This is a genomic window from Halostella pelagica (assembly GCF_004762015.1).
GTDB classification, from domain to species: Archaea; Halobacteriota; Halobacteria; order Halobacteriales; family Natronoarchaeaceae; genus Halostella; species Halostella pelagica.
On record NZ_SJES01000003.1, the window covers coordinates 216705 to 233281 of the forward strand.

At 65.0% G+C, this 16577-nt stretch carries 24 protein-coding genes; 11 read left to right on the top strand and 13 right to left on the bottom strand.

Features of this window, described 5'->3' with window-relative positions; all coding sequences use genetic code 11:
- Nucleotides 1-165: 165 nt before the first annotated feature.
- The 8 genes from ftsY to thpR all read right to left on the bottom strand — a co-directional run bounded on the left by ftsY (nucleotide 166) and on the right by thpR (nucleotide 4294).
- Entirely contained in the window at nucleotides 166-1434 is a 1269-nt protein-coding gene (ftsY, locus tag EYW42_RS09215) for a signal recognition particle-docking protein FtsY (RefSeq protein WP_135534975.1), read from the bottom strand.
- A gap of 9 nt (nucleotides 1435-1443) precedes the next feature.
- Entirely contained in the window at nucleotides 1444-1899 is a 456-nt protein-coding gene (pfdA, locus tag EYW42_RS09220) for a prefoldin subunit alpha (protein WP_135535256.1), read from the bottom strand.
- Nucleotides 1900-1901: 2 nt separating this feature from the next.
- Nucleotides 1902-2075, bottom strand: coding sequence for a 50S ribosomal protein L18Ae (gene rpl18a, locus EYW42_RS09225; protein ID WP_135534976.1), 174 nt, complete (start codon nucleotides 2073-2075; stop codon nucleotides 1902-1904).
- A 265-nt stretch (nucleotides 2076-2340) separates the two neighbouring features.
- Complete coding sequence (locus EYW42_RS09230) at nucleotides 2341-3006, bottom strand: translation initiation factor IF-6 (RefSeq protein WP_135534977.1); 666 nt, start codon at nucleotides 3004-3006, stop codon at nucleotides 2341-2343.
- Between the two features lie 2 nt (nucleotides 3007-3008).
- Nucleotides 3009-3287, bottom strand: coding sequence for a 50S ribosomal protein L31e (locus tag EYW42_RS09235; protein ID WP_135534978.1), 279 nt, complete (start codon nucleotides 3285-3287; stop codon nucleotides 3009-3011).
- Nucleotides 3287-3439, bottom strand: a complete 153-nt coding sequence (locus EYW42_RS09240) for a 50S ribosomal protein L39e (protein WP_135534979.1) — start codon at nucleotides 3437-3439, stop codon at nucleotides 3287-3289. The genes EYW42_RS09235 and EYW42_RS09240 overlap by 1 nt, the downstream gene beginning before the upstream one ends.
- A 162-nt stretch (nucleotides 3440-3601) precedes the next feature.
- Complete coding sequence (locus EYW42_RS20325; RefSeq protein WP_259371286.1) at nucleotides 3602-3730, bottom strand: hypothetical protein; 129 nt, start codon at nucleotides 3728-3730, stop codon at nucleotides 3602-3604.
- A gap of 6 nt (nucleotides 3731-3736) precedes the next feature.
- Nucleotides 3737-4294: an RNA 2',3'-cyclic phosphodiesterase gene (gene thpR / locus EYW42_RS09245; protein ID WP_135534980.1), complete on the bottom strand. Its 558-nt coding sequence runs from the start codon at nucleotides 4292-4294 to the stop codon at nucleotides 3737-3739.
- Between the two features lie 290 nt (nucleotides 4295-4584).
- On the opposite strand from thpR, the gene EYW42_RS09250 reads away from it, so the two are divergent.
- Together EYW42_RS09250 and EYW42_RS09255 are read left to right on the top strand one after the other, a co-directional pair.
- Nucleotides 4585-5322 carry a tetratricopeptide repeat protein gene (locus EYW42_RS09250; RefSeq protein WP_135534981.1) on the top strand — a complete coding sequence of 246 codons (738 nt, stop codon included), beginning with the start codon at nucleotides 4585-4587 and terminating at the stop codon, nucleotides 5320-5322.
- Entirely contained in the window at nucleotides 5319-5612 is a 294-nt protein-coding gene (locus EYW42_RS09255) for a DUF424 domain-containing protein (RefSeq protein ID WP_135534982.1), read from the top strand. Before EYW42_RS09250 ends, EYW42_RS09255 begins: the two co-directional genes overlap by 4 nt.
- 168 nt (nucleotides 5613-5780) lie before the next feature.
- On the opposite strand, the gene EYW42_RS09260 is transcribed toward EYW42_RS09255, so the two are convergent.
- On the bottom strand, nucleotides 5781-5999 hold the full coding sequence (locus EYW42_RS09260) for a hypothetical protein (protein WP_135534983.1): 219 nt from the start codon (nucleotides 5997-5999) through the stop codon (nucleotides 5781-5783).
- A gap of 266 nt (nucleotides 6000-6265) precedes the next feature.
- On the opposite strand from EYW42_RS09260, the gene EYW42_RS09265 reads away from it, so the two are divergent.
- The 5 genes from EYW42_RS09265 (at nucleotide 6266) to EYW42_RS09285 (ending at nucleotide 9384) form a co-directional block, all read left to right on the top strand.
- The gene (locus EYW42_RS09265; protein WP_135534984.1) at nucleotides 6266-6607 is read left to right on the top strand and encodes a helix-turn-helix domain-containing protein; all 342 of its coding nucleotides are present in this window, start codon (nucleotides 6266-6268) and stop codon (nucleotides 6605-6607) included.
- Nucleotides 6608-6609: 2 nt separating this feature from the next.
- The gene (locus tag EYW42_RS09270; RefSeq protein WP_135534985.1) at nucleotides 6610-6942 is read left to right on the top strand and encodes a DUF7521 family protein; all 333 of its coding nucleotides are present in this window, start codon (nucleotides 6610-6612) and stop codon (nucleotides 6940-6942) included.
- Between the two features lie 70 nt (nucleotides 6943-7012).
- The gene (locus EYW42_RS09275; RefSeq protein WP_135534986.1) at nucleotides 7013-7354 is read left to right on the top strand and encodes a DUF7521 family protein; all 342 of its coding nucleotides are present in this window, start codon (nucleotides 7013-7015) and stop codon (nucleotides 7352-7354) included.
- Nucleotides 7351-8097: a sensor domain-containing protein gene (locus tag EYW42_RS09280; protein ID WP_135534987.1), complete on the top strand. Its 747-nt coding sequence runs from the start codon at nucleotides 7351-7353 to the stop codon at nucleotides 8095-8097. The genes EYW42_RS09275 and EYW42_RS09280 overlap by 4 nt, the downstream gene beginning before the upstream one ends.
- Nucleotides 8098-8136: 39 nt before the next feature.
- Entirely contained in the window at nucleotides 8137-9384 is a 1248-nt protein-coding gene (locus tag EYW42_RS09285; protein ID WP_135534988.1) for an aminotransferase class V-fold PLP-dependent enzyme, read from the top strand.
- A 16-nt stretch (nucleotides 9385-9400) separates the two neighbouring features.
- Here the strand turns inward: EYW42_RS09285 and EYW42_RS09290 are convergent, their stop codons facing one another.
- Complete coding sequence (locus tag EYW42_RS09290; protein WP_135534989.1) at nucleotides 9401-10960, bottom strand: LVIVD repeat-containing protein; 1560 nt, start codon at nucleotides 10958-10960, stop codon at nucleotides 9401-9403.
- Nucleotides 10961-11232: 272 nt separating this feature from the next.
- On the opposite strand from EYW42_RS09290, the gene sufU reads away from it, so the two are divergent.
- Together sufU and EYW42_RS09300 are read left to right on the top strand one after the other, a co-directional pair.
- Nucleotides 11233-11658 (top strand): Fe-S cluster assembly sulfur transfer protein SufU, encoded by a 426-nt coding sequence (sufU, locus tag EYW42_RS09295; RefSeq protein ID WP_135534990.1) that lies wholly within the window; start codon nucleotides 11233-11235, stop codon nucleotides 11656-11658.
- A 44-nt stretch (nucleotides 11659-11702) separates the two neighbouring features.
- Nucleotides 11703-12353, top strand: a complete 651-nt coding sequence (locus EYW42_RS09300) for a CRISPR-associated protein Cas4 (protein WP_202613856.1) — start codon at nucleotides 11703-11705, stop codon at nucleotides 12351-12353.
- 27 nt (nucleotides 12354-12380) lie between these two features.
- Here EYW42_RS09300 and EYW42_RS09305 read toward each other — a convergent pair whose 3' ends face one another.
- The 3 genes from EYW42_RS09305 to EYW42_RS09315 form a co-directional block, all read right to left on the bottom strand.
- Nucleotides 12381-12962, bottom strand: coding sequence for an L-threonylcarbamoyladenylate synthase (locus EYW42_RS09305; protein WP_135534991.1), 582 nt, complete (start codon nucleotides 12960-12962; stop codon nucleotides 12381-12383).
- Nucleotides 12963-13041: 79 nt separating this feature from the next.
- The gene (locus tag EYW42_RS09310) at nucleotides 13042-13554 is read right to left on the bottom strand and encodes a redoxin domain-containing protein (RefSeq protein ID WP_135534992.1); all 513 of its coding nucleotides are present in this window, start codon (nucleotides 13552-13554) and stop codon (nucleotides 13042-13044) included.
- A complete protein-coding gene (locus EYW42_RS09315; protein WP_135534993.1) occupies nucleotides 13554-13859 on the bottom strand; it encodes a glutathione S-transferase N-terminal domain-containing protein in 306 nt (101 codons plus the stop codon). Before EYW42_RS09315 ends, EYW42_RS09310 begins: the two co-directional genes overlap by 1 nt.
- A 124-nt stretch (nucleotides 13860-13983) precedes the next feature.
- Between EYW42_RS09315 and EYW42_RS09320 the strand changes: the two genes are divergently transcribed.
- Nucleotides 13984-15375, top strand: coding sequence for a hemolysin family protein (locus EYW42_RS09320; RefSeq protein ID WP_135534994.1), 1392 nt, complete (start codon nucleotides 13984-13986; stop codon nucleotides 15373-15375).
- 71 nt (nucleotides 15376-15446) lie between these two features.
- Entirely contained in the window at nucleotides 15447-16577 is a 1131-nt protein-coding gene (gene solA / locus EYW42_RS09325) for an N-methyl-L-tryptophan oxidase (RefSeq protein ID WP_135534995.1), read from the top strand.

Sequence of the window (16577 nt, forward strand, 5' to 3'; positions counted from 1 at the left end):
GTCCGGAGACAACGACGGTAAGCGGCCGACGCGGTGTCACAAATATTGCCGCTACCTCGTGGCGTTTCTGGCCGTACCTGGTCGGAACAGTCCGCCAGAACCGGGCGTCGAACCGCCGAGTGGGGAGTATCGAGTGTCTCCCCAGGGAAAACGAGTGCGGCTTCCCTACTCCTCGTCGCCGAGCAGACGGTCGACCATCTCCTCGGGGTCGAACCGTTCGAGGTCGTCGTACCCCTGCCCAACGCCGAGAAAGAGGATCGGCTTCCCGGTCACGTGAGAGATGGAGATAGCCGCGCCGCCCTGTGAGTCGGCGTCCGCCTTCGTCAGGATGGAGCCGTCTACCTCGGCGGCGTCGTCGAACTGCTTGGCGCGCTGGACCGCGTCCTGGCCCGCAACGGCCTCGTCGACGAACAGCGTCATGTCGGGACCGACGACGCGACCGATCTTCTCCAGTTGGTCCATCAGACCCTCGTTCGTGTGTAGGCGACCGGCGGTGTCGCCAAGTACCACGTCTACGTCGTTCGCCTCGGCGTACTCCACCGCGTCGTAGATGACCGCGGCGGGGTCGCCGCCCTGCTCGTGGGCGATGATCTTCTTGTTCAGGTTATCCGCGTGTTCCTGGATCTGCTCGTTCGCGCCGGCGCGGTAGGTGTCGCCGTTCGCCAGCACCGAGGAGTACCCCCGCCGTTCGAGATACTGCGAGAGTTTCGCGATGCTGGTCGTCTTCCCGACGCCGTTGACGCCGGTGAAGATGATGACGAGCGGTTTCTCGGCCTCGGCCACGTGCTCGTCGAAGTCGAACTGCCCGACGTTGATGACATCGAGCAGGGCTTCGCCGAGCGCGTCCTCGACGACAGCGCCCGTACTCTCGGTGAACCGACGGGTCTCGCCGACGAGTTCGTCTCTGATATTGTCGAGTATCTCCTCGGCGACGCTCATCTCGACGTCGCTTTCCAGGAGCGCCATCTTCAGCTCCCACAGCGGGTCTTCGAGGTCCTCCTCCTCGATGACGAACTTCCCCGTTGCCAGGGATTTGGCCTTGCGGGCGAACCCGGTTCCGCCGCTATCGTCGGTCTCGTCGGACGCCGCGTCGTCCTCGTCGGACGCATCGGCGTCAGCGGCCGGATCGGCGTCTTCGGAAGCCGGAGCGTCCGGGCTCTCGCGAGGCACGGCCTCTGCGGCCGTCGCCGTCTCGGGGGATTCGGCCTCCGCGGCCGCGGCTTCACCCTCTTCGGCGGCCGCCGCTGATTCGGGGTCGGCGGTTACGTCGTCGGGTTCGGCGGTAGCGGCGTCGTCGGCTGCCGTCTCGGCGTCCGCCGCTTCCGTCTCGTCTCCCGCCCCCTCCTCATCCTCGGCCGCCTCGGCCTTCTCCTCGGCGACTTCCTCTGCGTCCTTGCGGAAGTTGCCGAGCTTGTCTTTCAGGCTATCGAACATCGTCGCCCGTTACTCGTCGGTTTCTTCTTCGCCCTGCATCTGCTGCATCTGCTGTTGCATCTGCTGTTGCTGCATCTGCTGTGCCTTCTGTTCGAGCTCCTCGCTTTCGGTTTCGAGCTCGGCGATTTCGGCGTTGACCTCGTCGATACGGTCGTCGACGTACTCCTTTTTGTTCTCCAGCGTCTCGACGGCGTCGCCCTCGGCCTGCTCCGCGGCGTAGCCGCCGCCGAGGCTGACGACGACCTCGTCGATGTCCTGGACTTCCGCGCGGAGGTAGGCGTCGCCGCCGAGGGGAACCTGCACGGTCGAACCGGTCTCGAGCGTCTGGATGGCCTCGATGGCCTCGTCGATCTCGGTTTTCTCCGTCTGGAGGTCTGCGACCTCCTCTTCGAGCGCTTCGACCTGCTCCTGGATCTCCTGAATCTCCTGCGAGAGCTGTTGAAGCTCCTGCTGGCCACCACCCATCATTATTTGCCGACCTCCTCGATTTCGATCTGCGTGCGCTTCAGACCGTGGTGGCTCCCGAGACGGGAGTAGAGGTATTCGACCGCGACGTCCTCGTTCTCTGCGTCAAGCGTCTTCTCGAACGAAGCCCAGCCGTCCCGGGACTCGAACTCACCGCGTACAGTAAACTCACTCATGTCTCACTGTCCGACCTTGCGCCGGAAGAATCTTCCTACATGAACTTCCACGGTCGCGCTCGTTTCGAGCGAGCGATGCGACCGCCCGAGGGCAGATATCCCTCGCCGGGCGGGACTCAGAGGGACCGTTGTAACTGTGTACCGGTATTCGCCGACAGAGGGTCGACGAAAGGCTGAAACGACTGACAACAGTCCCTATCAGAGAAACGTGAGACGGGTGCCGGAGCGACTGTCCTCGTCCCGTGTGTTCCGGGACGGCGCGAACTCAGTCGATGAACTGGAGTGCGTCCTCGATTCGGCCCAGTTCCGGGCCGGTGGTGTCCTGCCCGGCGACGTATCCGTAGCTGTTTGCGATCAGTCCGGACCCGACCAGCGGCGCACCGTAGTTGATAGTGCCGATGTCAGCTCTGACATCGAGCACCTCTTCGAGGAAGTCCAGTTCCTCGTCGGTCGTTTTGGGATGGCAAAGCACGCCGTCGTTCGTCGCGACGGCGGCGGTGCCGACCGTGCGGACGCCGGCGAGTTCGCCGCGTTCGACCGGAACGTCGAGCGCGTCTGCCACGACTTGCACGGCTTCGCGCGGCAGGTCCGGGTGGACGTACGCGCCGGCGTCGTTCGCGAGAACGACGTTACCGGCGGCGTTGATCCGTCCCGGGAGTTCGTGAAGGGGGACATCGACGGCGTCCGCGATTCGGTCGCGTTCGACATCGCGGAGGCGGCCGCTGACTAGCAATCCGTTCGAGTTACCGGTCGCGAGCGCACCGACCGTGCCTGACCCACCGACCGTCGTCGCCACTGCGGGGATATCGAGTTCGTCCTCGATGTCCGATAGCAGCGACTCCTCGACGTCCGGGCGGGCAAGCAGACAGTGGTCGGTCGCGCGTGCGAATACACCGACGTACGACGACCCGGAGAACGCGGCGCGGAGCAACGTTACTCTGCGTACTCTGCTTCGACGACCCCTCGGCCCTCTTCGTCGAAGCGGGCCGCGCGGACTCGAAGTTTGCTCGGGGGCTTCTTGCGGCCTCGGGACCAGACGGCCTCGTTGATCGAGGGGTCCAGGCGCACGTCCTCCTCCTCGACGGAGAAGTGCTGTGCCAGGTGCTCGCGCACGATAGTCATCGCCTTGTCGGCCCGTTTGTGTTTGGCCTCTGCCTTCGCGTCACGTAGCGGAACGGTGACGACCCGTTCCTCGAAATCGCTCGCGCTCATTATTCGTCAGTGTCGCTACGCCGCCAGTTGCGCCGCTTGGGGTTGCGCTGGACTTCCATGTCCGTTTTCATCATGACCCAGGCGGGCACCCGGCTGTTCTGGTTCTCGAGCTTTGCGAGACGCTTTTTCTTCGCCTTCGATTTCTTACCCATAGTGGCCCCAACTACCTTTCCGTGGCTTAAAATCTTGTTCCTTTGAAGCCGCCGCCCGCTACGACACGATGGGGACGGCGTCGGAGAGGAGTTCCCCGACGACGAACAACGCCGGGAACAGGGCCGCGAGGTGCGCGAGAAACGCGGATCCCGTGCAGAGCGTCAGGCCGCTGTCCCGGCGACGACGAGAAGCAGGGAGCCGAGTATCGCCAGTACGTCCCCGAGCGTGACCTCGCCGAGGCCGCCGACGGAGACCAGTGCAAGCGTCGCTACTCCGTACAGACCGGACACGTGACGCTACAGCGGGAACGACTCCACCGTCGAGTACTCCGGCCCGTCCTGCGTCAGGTCGCTTTCCGTTATGCGGACCTCTTCGACGGCCATCTCGCCCACGGTGGGGTGGCGGTTCTCGACGACCTCCTGAACCCGCTCTTTCCCGCCGGCGTGTTCCATTCGAGCGAGCGTGACGTGGGGCGTGAACTCGTTTTCCTCGGGTTCGAAGCCTATGTCGGTCGTCTCGTCCTCGATGCACTCGTGTAGCGTCGTCATCTCCGCTTTCCCGACCTCGACCCCGAGCCACACCACGCTGATGTAGTCGAGGCTCGGAAACACACCGAGACCGGCGAAACGCGCGGGGAAAGAGTTCTTGATGTCGGCGTGGTCGACGCCGCGCTCGACGGCCGCAGTCACCTCGTCGAGGCGGTCCTCGTCTACGTCCCCGAGGAACTTCACCGTCACGTGGGCCTGCTCGGGGTCTGTGAAGTTCAACCCCGCAGCCTCCTCGAACAACTCCTGGACCTCCCGCACCGAATCCGCCAACTCGTCGGGCAGGTCGATGCTGACGAACAGTCGCATAACGGAACTCCGACGGCTGAATCCTTGAATATACTCCCGAGACGAGCGTCGAAACCACCGGCCGGCCGCGCTCAGATGCGCGAACGAAGTGAGCGCTCCGAGCGGACGGGGAACGGCAGGCGTTCGGAGCGTGTCGCCACTACCGCGGCCTCTTTACGAGCGGAACATGACGACTCGAAGCGGCGACGCCGCTCCGGCGGACAGTGAAAGGGCGAAACAGCAGACGGCAGTCTGCTGTGAGGCATTTCTCGTTCGCAGGCCTTAACCCCCTTCCAGCAGTAGCAGAGAGTATGACTGACGAACACGACGAGCCCAGCGACCACCGCTTCTCGGAGGGCGAAGGGTTCTCCGATACCCACGACGGGTTCGACCTCGACCCGCCGGAACTCGACGTCGACCCGGACAAGGTCGACCCCGTCGACTCGCGGGTCGTGTCCGACCTGCTGGACGACGAGGCCATCCCGGACGACCAGATAAACGCCGACAAACTCGTCGATGTCGGGCTGGAGTACATGCGTATCAACCGCTACGAGCAGGCGACCGACGCCCTCGAACGGGCGGCCCAGTACGCCGACGACGACCTCGTCGAACAGGAAGCCCGGACGAACAAGGGCGCGGCCCACGCCGAACTGGAGGAGTACGACGCGGCGATCGGCGCGTACCGCGAGGCCCTGCGAATCGACGACTCCAGCGAACACGCCGCGACCGCCCAGACCAACCTCGCGTACGCGCTCTGGGAGTCCGGCCAGAGCGAGCAGGCGCTGGAACACGCCGAAAAGGCCGTCGAGATCGACGAGCGCTTTGCGCGAGCCTGGTACAACCGCGGGTTCTTCCTCCTGGAGCGCGGTCTCCCGGAGGACGCGCTGAACAGCATCGACAACGCGATCCGTCTGGGGATGCGCAACTCGTCGATCTTAGAGGAGAAGGCGCGAGCGCTCGAAGAACTCGGCGAGTACGACCGCGCCGAGGAGATAGTCGAGGAGGCCGAAGAGATGCGCAAGGAGGCAGAACAGGAGCTAGTGGAATGATTGTCAACGAGCGCCAGACTGACGAGGGGCTTCTGGTCGCCGTCTGCGACGACGGTGTCCTCGGCGAGACGTTCGAGGAGGGCGATATCTCGATCACCGTCTCCGAGGAGTTCTACGGCGGGGACGAGGTCGACGAGGCGGCCGTCGTCGACAGTCTCGCTCGCGCGACAGTCGCGAACATCGTCGGGCGTGAAGCCGTCGAACTCGCCGTCGACGAGGGGTTCGTCGACGAGGCGAACGTCCTCGAAGTCGAGACGACGCTGCACGCGCAGTTGCTCCAGATGGCCTGACAGGAAGTCTTCGAGTTATGTATCGGTGCTCGCCGACCTCGCGTCGGCGAACCACCGAACTGCCGTACAACAGTCACTATGAGAGGCGGCGGGACGCTTTACAGTAGCAACTGAAAGTCGATGCGCACCTGATCGCACGACTGCTGTGCGATCAGTGTGTAACCCGTTTCAGTTGTCACTGTAGTCGTCCCCGGACTCGTCGTCTCGCGGCGGCCCCGTGACGGAGACGTTTACGAGAACGATACCGAGCAGTGCCGCTGCGGCCACCCCGAGGCCGACGTATCGGAGGCCGCTATCGAACGCGAGCGCGGCGACCGCGTGGAACACGCCGGCGAACGCGACGCCGATCAGGAGCAGGCTCACTCCGAGCGAACGTTTCGTCACCATACCCGTACAAGGGGCTATGGCGGTTTAATGTCGGCGGTGAGAACGGCCGGACGGGCGGACGGGAACTCGCACTATCGGACTGCGGTAGTATCATGTGAGTCGACAGCGGCGAGAAACCGACGCCGTACTCCGTCGGGAGTGACTTGGTTTCTATCGCTACCAGTCCGTCTTTGAATGTTCGAACGTCCGTTGTAACCGATTGAGAGCAGTTTCATCGACTGAAACCGTGGGGGGTTTTATATTATCGTTGCAAAACAAGCGAGCAAATGCAACACGATGAGGAAACCGAGGTGCTCTCGTTGCTCGACGACGAGTGTGCCCGGACTATCCTCATCGCAACGAGCGAGGAACCGATGTCCGCCGACGCGTTGACCGAGGCGTGCAACGCCTCGGCGCCGACGATCTATCGACGGATCGACCGCCTCGACGAGCACGACCTGCTCGAAGAACAACAGGAGATGGACCCGGACGGGCACCACTACAAGACCTACGCCGCACGTCTCGAACGGGTCGCAGTCGACATCGAGGACGGAACGATGGACATCGACGTGCACCGGCGCGGAGAGGACGCCGCCGACCGGTTCACCCGACTGTACGAGCGACTATGACCATGACCGGCCAACCCCTCTCGACGTTCACCGGTGGCACGCCGTCCGTCGTAGCCCTGGTCGTCGTCGGACAGTTGGTGACGGCCGCGTTGGCGACCTGGATCGCCGTCAGGACGTACAGGGGGTATCAGCAGGCGGACGACGCCGCGTTGCTCTGGCTGGCAGTCGGCGTCGCCCTCCTCAGCGTGGGGGCGACGACGGTCGAGTTCCTGCTACCGAGTTTCGGCGGTGCACCGGTCATGACGACGCTTGTCGCCAGATCGAGCGAGCTATCGGGATTACTCGCAATACTGTACGCGATTTACGGAATTCCGCGACGACGGAGACAACCATGAAAACGACAGACACCGACGACGACCGAACCGGCCGACGAACCGAACGGACGCGTTCCGCGAGGTGGTCCCCGTGAGCGTCGTCGCCGCAGTCGCACAGAGCGGCAGCGTCCCGGACGTGGGGGACCTCTCGCTCGGGAGCGCCGAGGTCATCTTCCTCGCCGGGTTCGCGAGCGCCACGGTGGGAGTGTTCGTGGCAGCGCTCGCCTACCGCGGCTACGCCCGGCACGGAAGCCATAGGATGCTGTTTCTGTCGGCCGGCATCCTCTGTCTGACGACGCTCCCGTTCGCGCTGTCGTACGTGGTCGACCTTCTGACGGCGGCGACGGACGCACAGGTTATCCTCTCGATAACGGCGTCGAACGTCGCAGGACTCGCGGCCGTCGCGCTCTCCCTGAGAGGTGGTCCCGGATGAGCGGACACGGACGCACCGTCGACAGCCGTCAGAGCGGCGGTCTGCGGTGGTTCTTCGGCGTCGTCGCCCGCCGACAGACGTACTACAACCTCGCGTACCTGCTGCTGGCGTTCCCGCTTGGGCTGACGTACTTCGTCTTTCTCGTCACCGGCTTCTCGCTCGCACTCGCGCTCACGGTGATTCTGATCGGCATCCCGATAGTGGTGCTCGTCCTCTCGGTCACGACTCATCTCGCCGCGGTGGAACGAACGCTCGCCGACAGCCTGCTCGACGTGGACGTGCCCGCAGCGGAACCGGAAGAGACCGATGGGATCGTCGACTGGCTCAAGACGATGCTCCTCGACATCGGGACCTGGAAGGGACTGGTCTACCTGTTCAGCAAGTTCGTCACGGGCCTCGTCAGCTTCATCGTCAGCGTCGTCTTCGGCGCGGTCGTGTTCGCGTTTGTCAGTGCGCCGTTCCATTACCGCGACCCGACCACTGGAGTCCACCTGTCGGGTACGTCCTCGCTCGGGATCGACTACCAACACGACGTCTGGAACGTCGGGATCGAAGTGCCGCTACAGCTCTCCGGGGAACTGATCTCGACGTACGCCGACACGCTTGTCGGGGCGCTTGCATTTTCCGTCATCGGCCTCCTGCTCGCCGTGGTCCTGCTACACGTACTCAACGGGATCGCGTGGCTGTACGGCAAGTACACCGAACTACTTTTGCGGGATACGCGGGCGCACTCGCCGAACTAACCGAAGGAGTGTTTTGTCTCCAGAACCATTGAGTAACTAATGAAAGCACGAGAGTCCGCGCCGCTCGACGTCGAAACCATTCGAGAGGACTTTCCGATCCTCCAGCGGGAGTTCGACGGGGAACAGGTCGTCTATCTGGACAACGCCGCGACGACGCATACACCCGACCCGGTCGTCGACGCCATCGCTCACTACTATCGCCACACGAACGCAAACGTCCACCGCGGCCTGCATCACCTGAGCCAGGAAGCGTCTATCGCGTACGAGGACGCTCACGACAAACTCGCCGAGTTCGTGGGCGCGAGCGGCGGCCGTGAGGAGATGGTGTTTACGAAAAACACCACCGAATCCGAGAATCTCGTCGCCTACGCCTGGGGTCTGAACGAACTCGGCCCGGGAGACGAGATCGTCCTCACCGAGATGGAACACCACGCGTCGCTCGTCACCTGGCAGCAGATCGGCAAGAAGACCGGTGCCGACGTGAAGTACATCCGGGTCGACGAGGACGGCCGCCTCGACATGGACCACGCGAAGGAGATCATCACCGACGACACCGAGATGGTGAGCGTTCTCCACGTCTCGAACACCCTCGGGACCGTGAACCCGGTCGGTGACCTTGCCGATATCGCTCACGACCACGGCTCGCTCATCTTCGTCGACGGCGCGCAAGCGGTGCCGAACCAGCCGGTCGACGTCGAGGCCATCGACGCCGACTTCTACGCCTTCTCCGGGCACAAGATGCTTGGGCCGACGGGGATCGGCGGTCTGTACGGCAAGAAGCATCTCCTCGAAGAGATGGAGCCGTTCAACTACGGCGGGATGATGATCGAGAAAGTCACCTACGAGGAGTCGTCGTGGCACGACCTCCCGTGGAAGTTCGAGGCGGGCACGCCCGTCATCGCGCAGGGCATCGCCCTCGCGGAGGCAGTGGACTACCTCGAGGACCTCGGGATGGAGAACATCCAGCGCCACGAGGAGCAACTGGCCGCCTACGCCCAGGACCGCCTCACGGAGTTCGACGACATCGAGATCTACGGCCCGCCCGTCGGCGAGGAGCGGGCCGGTCTCGTCGCGTTCAACTTAGATAGCGTCCACGCCCACGACCTGGCGAGCATCCTCAACGACTTCGCCGTGGCGACCCGGGCCGGCGACCACTGCACCCAGCCACTGCACGACAAACTCGGCGTCGCCGCCTCGGCCCGGGCTTCGTTCTACGTCTACAACACCCGAGAGGAGATCGACCGACTCATCGACGGGATCGACGCCGCACGCGAACTGTTCGCCTGATCTGAGCGCTCTCGACTCATTCGTCCGTTCGTCTGACGTGCCGCCACAGACCGAGACCGCCGCCGACCAGCGCCGCGAGCGGACCGAACCCGGGCTGACCCCCGCCGTCGCTTCCATCGTCGCCCTCTCCGTCGCTTCCGTCGGTGCCGTCGTTTCCGCCGCCCTCCGTCGTCGCCGTCGTTTCGTCGGGGGAGGTAGTCGACGGCGTGGTCGTCGCGGAGCCGTCAGGCTGCGTGGTAGTCGTCGTCTCATCCGACGGCGGGTCGGGGAACTCGCGCCGCTCCATCGTCGGGGCGGCCGTCGCGTCCGACCCGTCCGGGTCAGGGAACACGTACAGTTTCGCCCCGTCACCGTTCCTCTCCGCTTCGTCGGCGTTTCGCGGGTCGATATAGCTCCCGGCGACGAACCCGTCGGACAGCGGCTTGGCGCTCCAGAACACCGACCGCTCGGGTGCCCGCCACTCGCCCAGTAGCTCCGGGGCTGCGAGATCGCTCACGTCGTACACGCGGACGCCGCCGCCGTACCACGAGGTGTAGAGGCGGTCGCCCCGAACGCCGAAGTTGTGAGATGTCCACCCGCCCTCCTGTTCGGGACCGGGCTCGGGCGGCGCGAGCACGCTCTGGAGGGCCGGATCCTCGTCTCCGTCCCACAGTTCGATACCGCCGGGACCGCCGTCTATGTCGGTCTCGTCGCGGTTCCACGCCTCCTTACCCACGAACAACGCACTGGCGTCGTCGTTCGGTTGTACGTAGTGGCTGTTACCCGGTAGTTCGAAGAACTCCGCTGACGGGGCCCGGCCCAGCGAGGCCAGATACTCTGAATCGTGGCCGCCGATCTGCGAGCGCGGTTCCGGGTTCGCCGGGTCAGAGACGTCGAGGACCCACGTTCCGGTGTCCCAGTAGGCGACGTACAGCGTATCGCCGTCCCCGTAGAGGTCGTGGCAGTTGGCGTAGTTGCGGGACACGTCCGACCACCCGCCCTCGTCCGCAACGGCCCATCGTCCGAGTTCCTCTGGGTCGTCGTCCGCCACGTCGTAGATCACGACGGGGGAGTCTGGTAGCCCGGAGCCGGTGAGATACAGCCGGTCGCCGTCGAACGAACAGTTGTGGATGCCGTGTTCGGTCGGCTGGAACGTGACGCGTTCCGGGTTTGCCGGGTCCGAGACGTCGTAGAGGAAGAATCCGGAGAACGTGTCGCCGCGCGTGGGGGTGTTCGGCCCGACGACAGCGAGGCGGTCGCCGGCGACTTTCACGTCTCTGATGTGGTCCATCGGGCCGTCGCCGTCGTGTTTGAGGCCGCGTTCCTCGTACAACACCGTCGGATCCGACGGGTCGCTCGCGTCCACGACGCCGAACCCGTCGTTTAGCGAACAGTAGACGGTCGTGCCGTCGTCGTCGACGACAACCTCCGCGAGACCGTTCAGCGGGAGTTCGCCGGCCGGTTCGACCGTCTGAGCGGCGGACTGGGCGGTGGTGGCCGTAGATAGAGACGTCGCGCCGACGACCGATACGGCGGCCATCCCGGACAGGACGGATCGCCGGGCGATTCTATTCGGGGCGGAGGGCTGTTGAACCATGCGTTACTATCATAAGTAGAGAGTATAAAATTCTTTGACCGGTCTCACTTGTACGAAAGTCCCACTGCAGGCGCAACCAGTGTCGCACCGACACCCGTGCTGTCGGCGATGCGCGACAGCGCCGCATCCGAGAGCCGAGTGACGATCCACCGCACACCGGCGAAGAACGCTCTCGACCCCGACACGGCCGAAACCGCTGCGTCCTGCCCGCACACGTGGGAGATAGTCCCGCGGAACCCTTTTGACGCGCTGTCACATAGTCGGGAACAACAATGGGAATGGGCTCGGACATGTACCGACAGCAGATCCTCGATCACTACAAGAACCCCCGTAATTACGGGGAGATCGAGGACGCGACGTACACGCACGTCGGCGAGAACCCGATGTGCGGCGACGAGATCCGCATGGACGTGAAACTCGACGAGGACGACGAGACTATCGAGGCAGTGGCGTTCCAGGGCGACGGCTGCGCCATCAGCCAGGCCTCTGCGAGCATGCTCTCCGGCGAACTCCGCGGCAAGACGCTGTCCGAACTACAGGAGATGGACACGGACACAGTCACCGAAATGCTCGGCGTCGACATCAGTCCCATGCGCGTGAAATGCGCCGTTCTCGCCGAGAAAGTCGCGCAGGACGGCGCGGAGATCTACCTCGGCGAGAAGGACATCGACAAAACGACGACCGAAGACGACGACTGAGTTTCCCCACACCTTTTTATCCCATAGCGCGGCCACACCCGGCCGTGATCCCGTTCAGCGACCTCCGGACGGCGGCCTACTGCCCGCGGAAGCTGTACTACGAGCGCCGTAGCGACCGCAATCCGCCGCCGGCCGTCGCCGAGCGCCGCGACCTGGCGTATCGCTACGAGGAGTTAGTCGACGCACCGGACGCCGCGTTCGCCGGCCTGCCGACCGAGGTGCCGCCGGAGCGGTACCGCCGAAACCTCCGCCGGGCGCGGGACCGATTCGACGACTGGGCCGCCGTCGCGGACCCGCCCCGCCGCGACGTGTTCCTCTCGGGCAAGGACTGCCGCGGGATCGCGCACAAGGTGGTCGAGGACCCGCCGCGGCCGTCGCTCGTCTCGCCGGGCAGTCCACCGGAAAACGGGGTCTGGGAGCCCCACGCCGTCCACGCCGTCGCCGCGGCGAAGGCGCTGGCCTGGGAGCGAGAGCGGCCGGTCGAACGGGCGTACGTGGAGTATCCGACCCACGGCGTGATCCGAGAGGTCGGGCTGACGACCCGCAAGAAGGCGGACTACCGCACCGCGGTCCGGACCGTCGAGACGCTGGACGGACCGCCGCCGCGACTACAGAACCGGGAGAAGTGCGACCCCTGCGAGTACTCCGACGAGTGCGGCGTCAAAACCCGGACGCTGCGTTCGCTGCTCTCGTAGCCGCGCCCGTCGCGCGACTCCGTCCGTTCACGGCGTCCGAAGCCACGCTTCGATCTCGTCGGCCGCCGCCCCGCGGCGGATGACCTCGCCGGCAGCCACATCGACGACGGTGCTTTCGGTTCCGCCCGTCGGTCCGCCGTCGAGGACTGCGTCTGCGGCCTCGCGGATCTCCGGGTCCAGGTCGCCGACGCGCGTGACGCTCTCCCGGCCGCTGACGTTCGCGCTCGTTGCCGTGAGCGGCCCCGCTTCGGCCAGTAGCTCCCGCGCCAGGTCGTGGTCCGGGACGCGCACGCCGACGCGGTCCCGACCGGCAGTGAGAACGTCGGGCACGTCGTCGGTCCGCTCGCAGACGACCGTCACTGGTCCCGGCAGGAACTCGCGCATGAACCGCTCCTCGCGGTCGGTCTGTCGGACGTACGGGAGCGCGGTGTCGACGTCCGGGACGCCAAGCGAGAGGGGTTTCGAGCGGTCGCGCCGCTTGGCCTCGAACGCTCGCTCGACAGCGGCGGGGTCGAGCGCGTCGGCACCGAGACCGTACACCGTCTCGGTCGGGTAGACGACGAGACCGCCGTCCCGTGCGGCGTCCGCGGCGTTCGCTACGTCGTTCATCGTTCGTGATTCGCATCGGTCGCGGGAAAAACGTGTCGCCCGCGGTCCGGCGTGTCCTGTCTCGCGCGGTAACGCGGCGTTACAGGTCGGCGAGCGCAGCCTCGACCTCGTCGTAGTCGGGGAAGTCGGGCCACTCGCTCGCGACCCAGGCGTACTCGACGGTGCGGTCCTCGTCGAGCAGGTAGACGGCGGGCCGGGGTTCGCTGACTCCCGCCATCCCGTCGAGGTCGTTGACGATGCCGTACGCCTCGGCAACGCCGTTCGCGGGGTCGCTGAACAGCCGGTAGTCGAGCCCGCGTTCCTCGATCAGCGTCTTGTGCTCGTACGGCGACGAGATGGAGAGACCGACGACGGTGACGTCGTGGTCGCTGTCCCACGAACGGTCGCGGATCTCGTTCCAGATGTACGTCGCCGGGAACGCGCCGTCCATCGTGTAGAACACGAGCAGGACCGGTCCTTCCTCGGCGAGGTCGGAGAGCGCGGCGTCCTCCCAGTACTCCTCGTTCACAAGCGGGCGGGTGAAGTCGGGCGCGGTGTCGCCCTCGTCGGCGTAGTCGGTCTCCGGAAGGTCGACGACCTCGAAATCGACCATCAGTCGGCCCCTCCGTCAGCCGATTCCGACGCAGTTCGAGACGGGTCACTTCCCTCGGTCCCGTACGTCCGGTCCAGATACTCCACGATGTTCCCGCTCTCGCTCATCGTGACTCCCGTGTTCCGGTCGACGATGGCCGGAACCGTTCGTTTCCCGCTGATCCGCTTGACGACGTTGCGGTCGGAGTGCATCGGTTCGATGAACCGCGACTGGTAGTCGAGGTCGTACTGAGCGAGCTTTCGCATGACCCGCTCGCAGAACGGACACGCCTGTAGTCGATAGAACGTGATGTCTGGATCGCTCATGAGAGACAGTTGGGTCGGTCGAGGTGTAAGCGCTTCGCTCACGGGGGGATCAGCGGCGTACGGCCGCGGGTTCGCAAAAAAACGTGACAAGAGTTAATTCGGAGGGATGGTAACTACGGTGGTGATGGGTATACCTGGGCTCGTGAACTCCCCGAGACCGGCAGCAGTGGTGTACGAGGTGTTCGGTGTCGCCATCGACCAGACGACGACGGCCGTGGCGGGCGCCATCGTCATCGTGTTTCTGATGGGGCTGTCGGCGTTTTTCTCCTCCTCGGAGATCGCCATGTTCTCGCTTGCGAAACACCGCATCGAGGCGCTCGTAGAGGAGGGGCATACGGGCGCGAAGACGCTTCGAAGCCTGAAAGAGGACCCCCATCGGCTGCTGGTGACGATCCTCGTCGGAAACAACATCGTCAACATCGCGATGTCCTCCATCGCGACTGGGCTTTTGGCGCTGTATCTCAGCCAGGGCGAGGCCGTCGCGGTCGCGACATTCGGCATTACGGCGCTAGTCCTCTTGTTCGGCGAGAGCGCGCCGAAGTCCTACGCGGTCGAGAACACGGAGTCGTGGGCGCTTCGGATCGCGAAGCCGCTGAAGGCGTCCGAATACGTCCTCCTGCCGCTGATCGTCACGTTCGACTATCTCACGCGCATCGTGAACAAGGTAACCGGCGGGCGCTCTGCCATCGAGACGTCCTACGTGACCCGGGACGAGATCCAGGACATGATCGAGACGGGCGAGCGCGAGGGCGTCATCGAAGAGGACGAACGCGAGATGCTCCAGCGGATCTTCCGCTTCAACAACACCATCGCGAAGGAGGTGATGACGCCCCGCCTCGACGTGACTGGGATCCCCACGGACGCCAGAATTGAGGAGGCGATCCAGACCTGCGTCCAGTGCGGTCACGCCCGCCTACCGGTGTACGAAGGGAGCCTCGACAACGTCATCGGGATCGTCCACATCCGCGACCTGGTTCGCGACCTGAACTACGGCGAGACGGACGCCGACGACCTCGAACTGGAGGAGTTCATCCAGCCGACCCTCCACGTTCCCGAATCGAAAAACGTCGACGAACTCCTGACGGAGATGCGGGAGAACCGCATGCACATGGTCATCGTCATCGACGAGTTCGGGACCACCGAGGGGCTGGTGACGATGGAGGACATGATAGAGGAGATCGTCGGCGAGATCCTGGAAGGCGGCGAAGAAGAACCGATCGAGTATCTCGACGACGAGTCGGTCATCGTCCGCGGCGAGGTCAACATCGACGAGGTCAATGAGGCCATGGAGATCGACCTCCCGGAAGGTGAGGAGTTCGAAACGATCGCCGGGTTCATCTTCAACCGGGCCGGTCGGCTGGTCGAAGAGGGCGAATCCATCGAGTACGACGGCATCCGTATCACCGTCGAACAGGTCGAGAACACCCGCATCATGAGCGCCCGTCTCACCGAACTGGAGACGGAAGACGGCGTGGAGATGGACACGGAACCGGACGAGCTGTCGCCCGAGGAGTAGCGGCGACCGCCGGCGGCGGTTTCCGCCGGACCAAAGGAAGCTATTTTCGTTTCATACCCCGAACGACAGGTATGTCGAATCGCTACGACGTGATCGTCGTCGGCGTCGGTGGAATGGGGAGCGCCGCGACCGCTCGCCTCGCGGCCCGGGGCCTGAATGTCCTCGGCCTCGAACGGTACGACGTTCCGCACGACATGGGGTCGTCCCACGGCGTCACGCGCATCATCAGGAAGGCGCAGTACGAGGACCCGGCGTACGTTCCGCTCGTCCGGCGAGCGTACGACCGCTGGCGCGACCTGGAGGAGCGGACCGGTCGCGACCTGCTGCACGTCACCGGCGGTATCGACGCGGGGTCGCCCGACAGCCGGGTGTTCGAGGGGTCCCGGCGGTCCTGCGAGGCCCACGGCATCGAACACGAGGTACTCGACGTGAGCGAGGTGAACGAACGGTTCCCGGGCTACGACCTCCCGGAGCACCACCGGGCGGTGTATCAGCCCGACGGCGGCTTCCTCGTCCCCGAGCAGTGCATCATCGCCCACGTCGAGACGGCGCAGGCCGACGGTGCGGAGATCCGCGCCCGCGAACCGGTCGCTGACGTCTCGCCGCTGGGCGAGGACGGGGTGCGCGTGACGACGCGCAAGGGGACGTACGAGGCGGACAGTCTCGTCGTCACTGCGGGTGCGTGGACGCGGAAGATCCTACCCGAACTCGCGGACCTCGCCGTCCCCGAACGGCAGGTGCTCGCGTGGCTCCAGCCCGACCGGCCCGGTGACTTCGACCCCGATAGCTTCCCGGTGTTCGTCCACGCGGACGACGACGGCCACTACTACGGGTTCCCACAGTACGACGTTCCGGGGTTCAAGTTCGGGAAGTTCAACCACTTCGGTGAAACCGTCGACCCGGACGTGATGGACCGGGAGCCCCGTGCCGAGGACGAGGCGATGCTCCGGGCGTACGCGGAGCGGCGGTTCCCCGACGGCGCGGGGCCGACGATGCGACTCGCCACCTGCCTGTTCACGAACACGCCGGACGAACACTTCATCCTCGATACGCATCCCCACCACCCCCAGATCGTCGTCGGTGCCGGGTTCTCGGGACACGGGTTCAAGTTCGCCAGCGCCGTCGGCGAGGTGCTTGCGGACCTGGCCGTCGACGGCAAGACGGACCTCGATATCGACCTGTTCCGCATCGACCGGTTCTGA

What these genes read in the sequence shown, in the direction of transcription:
- EYW42_RS09320 (WP_135534994.1), top strand. Translation starts at nt 13,984, where the DNA reads ATGGGTATACCTGGGCTCGTGAACTCCCCGAGACCGGCAGCAGTGGTG.
- EYW42_RS09315 (WP_135534993.1), bottom strand. Translation starts at nt 13,859, where the DNA reads ATGAGCGATCCAGACATCACGTTCTATCGACTACAGGCGTGTCCGTTC.
- EYW42_RS09305 (WP_135534991.1), bottom strand. Translation starts at nt 12,962, where the DNA reads ATGAACGACGTAGCGAACGCCGCGGACGCCGCACGGGACGGCGGTCTC.
- EYW42_RS09270 (WP_135534985.1), top strand. Translation starts at nt 6,610, where the DNA reads ATGACCGGCCAACCCCTCTCGACGTTCACCGGTGGCACGCCGTCCGTC.
- EYW42_RS09235 (WP_135534978.1), bottom strand. Translation starts at nt 3,287, where the DNA reads ATGAGCGCGAGCGATTTCGAGGAACGGGTCGTCACCGTTCCGCTACGT.
- sufU (WP_135534990.1), top strand. Translation starts at nt 11,233, where the DNA reads ATGGGAATGGGCTCGGACATGTACCGACAGCAGATCCTCGATCACTAC.
- rpl18a (WP_135534976.1), bottom strand. Translation starts at nt 2,075, where the DNA reads ATGAGTGAGTTTACTGTACGCGGTGAGTTCGAGTCCCGGGACGGCTGG.
- EYW42_RS09240 (WP_135534979.1), bottom strand. Translation starts at nt 3,439, where the DNA reads ATGGGTAAGAAATCGAAGGCGAAGAAAAAGCGTCTCGCAAAGCTCGAG.
- EYW42_RS09290 (WP_135534989.1), bottom strand. Translation starts at nt 10,960, where the DNA reads ATGGTTCAACAGCCCTCCGCCCCGAATAGAATCGCCCGGCGATCCGTC.
- EYW42_RS09265 (WP_135534984.1), top strand. Translation starts at nt 6,266, where the DNA reads ATGCAACACGATGAGGAAACCGAGGTGCTCTCGTTGCTCGACGACGAG.
- thpR (WP_135534980.1), bottom strand. Translation starts at nt 4,294, where the DNA reads ATGCGACTGTTCGTCAGCATCGACCTGCCCGACGAGTTGGCGGATTCG.
- EYW42_RS09255 (WP_135534982.1), top strand. Translation starts at nt 5,319, where the DNA reads ATGATTGTCAACGAGCGCCAGACTGACGAGGGGCTTCTGGTCGCCGTC.
- ftsY (WP_135534975.1), bottom strand. Translation starts at nt 1,434, where the DNA reads ATGTTCGATAGCCTGAAAGACAAGCTCGGCAACTTCCGCAAGGACGCA.
- EYW42_RS09310 (WP_135534992.1), bottom strand. Translation starts at nt 13,554, where the DNA reads ATGGTCGATTTCGAGGTCGTCGACCTTCCGGAGACCGACTACGCCGAC.
- pfdA (WP_135535256.1), bottom strand. Translation starts at nt 1,899, where the DNA reads ATGGGTGGTGGCCAGCAGGAGCTTCAACAGCTCTCGCAGGAGATTCAG.
- EYW42_RS09280 (WP_135534987.1), top strand. Translation starts at nt 7,351, where the DNA reads ATGAGCGGACACGGACGCACCGTCGACAGCCGTCAGAGCGGCGGTCTG.
- EYW42_RS09250 (WP_135534981.1), top strand. Translation starts at nt 4,585, where the DNA reads ATGACTGACGAACACGACGAGCCCAGCGACCACCGCTTCTCGGAGGGC.
- solA (WP_135534995.1), top strand. Translation starts at nt 15,447, where the DNA reads ATGTCGAATCGCTACGACGTGATCGTCGTCGGCGTCGGTGGAATGGGG.
- EYW42_RS09285 (WP_135534988.1), top strand. Translation starts at nt 8,137, where the DNA reads ATGAAAGCACGAGAGTCCGCGCCGCTCGACGTCGAAACCATTCGAGAG.
- EYW42_RS09260 (WP_135534983.1), bottom strand. Translation starts at nt 5,999, where the DNA reads ATGGTGACGAAACGTTCGCTCGGAGTGAGCCTGCTCCTGATCGGCGTC.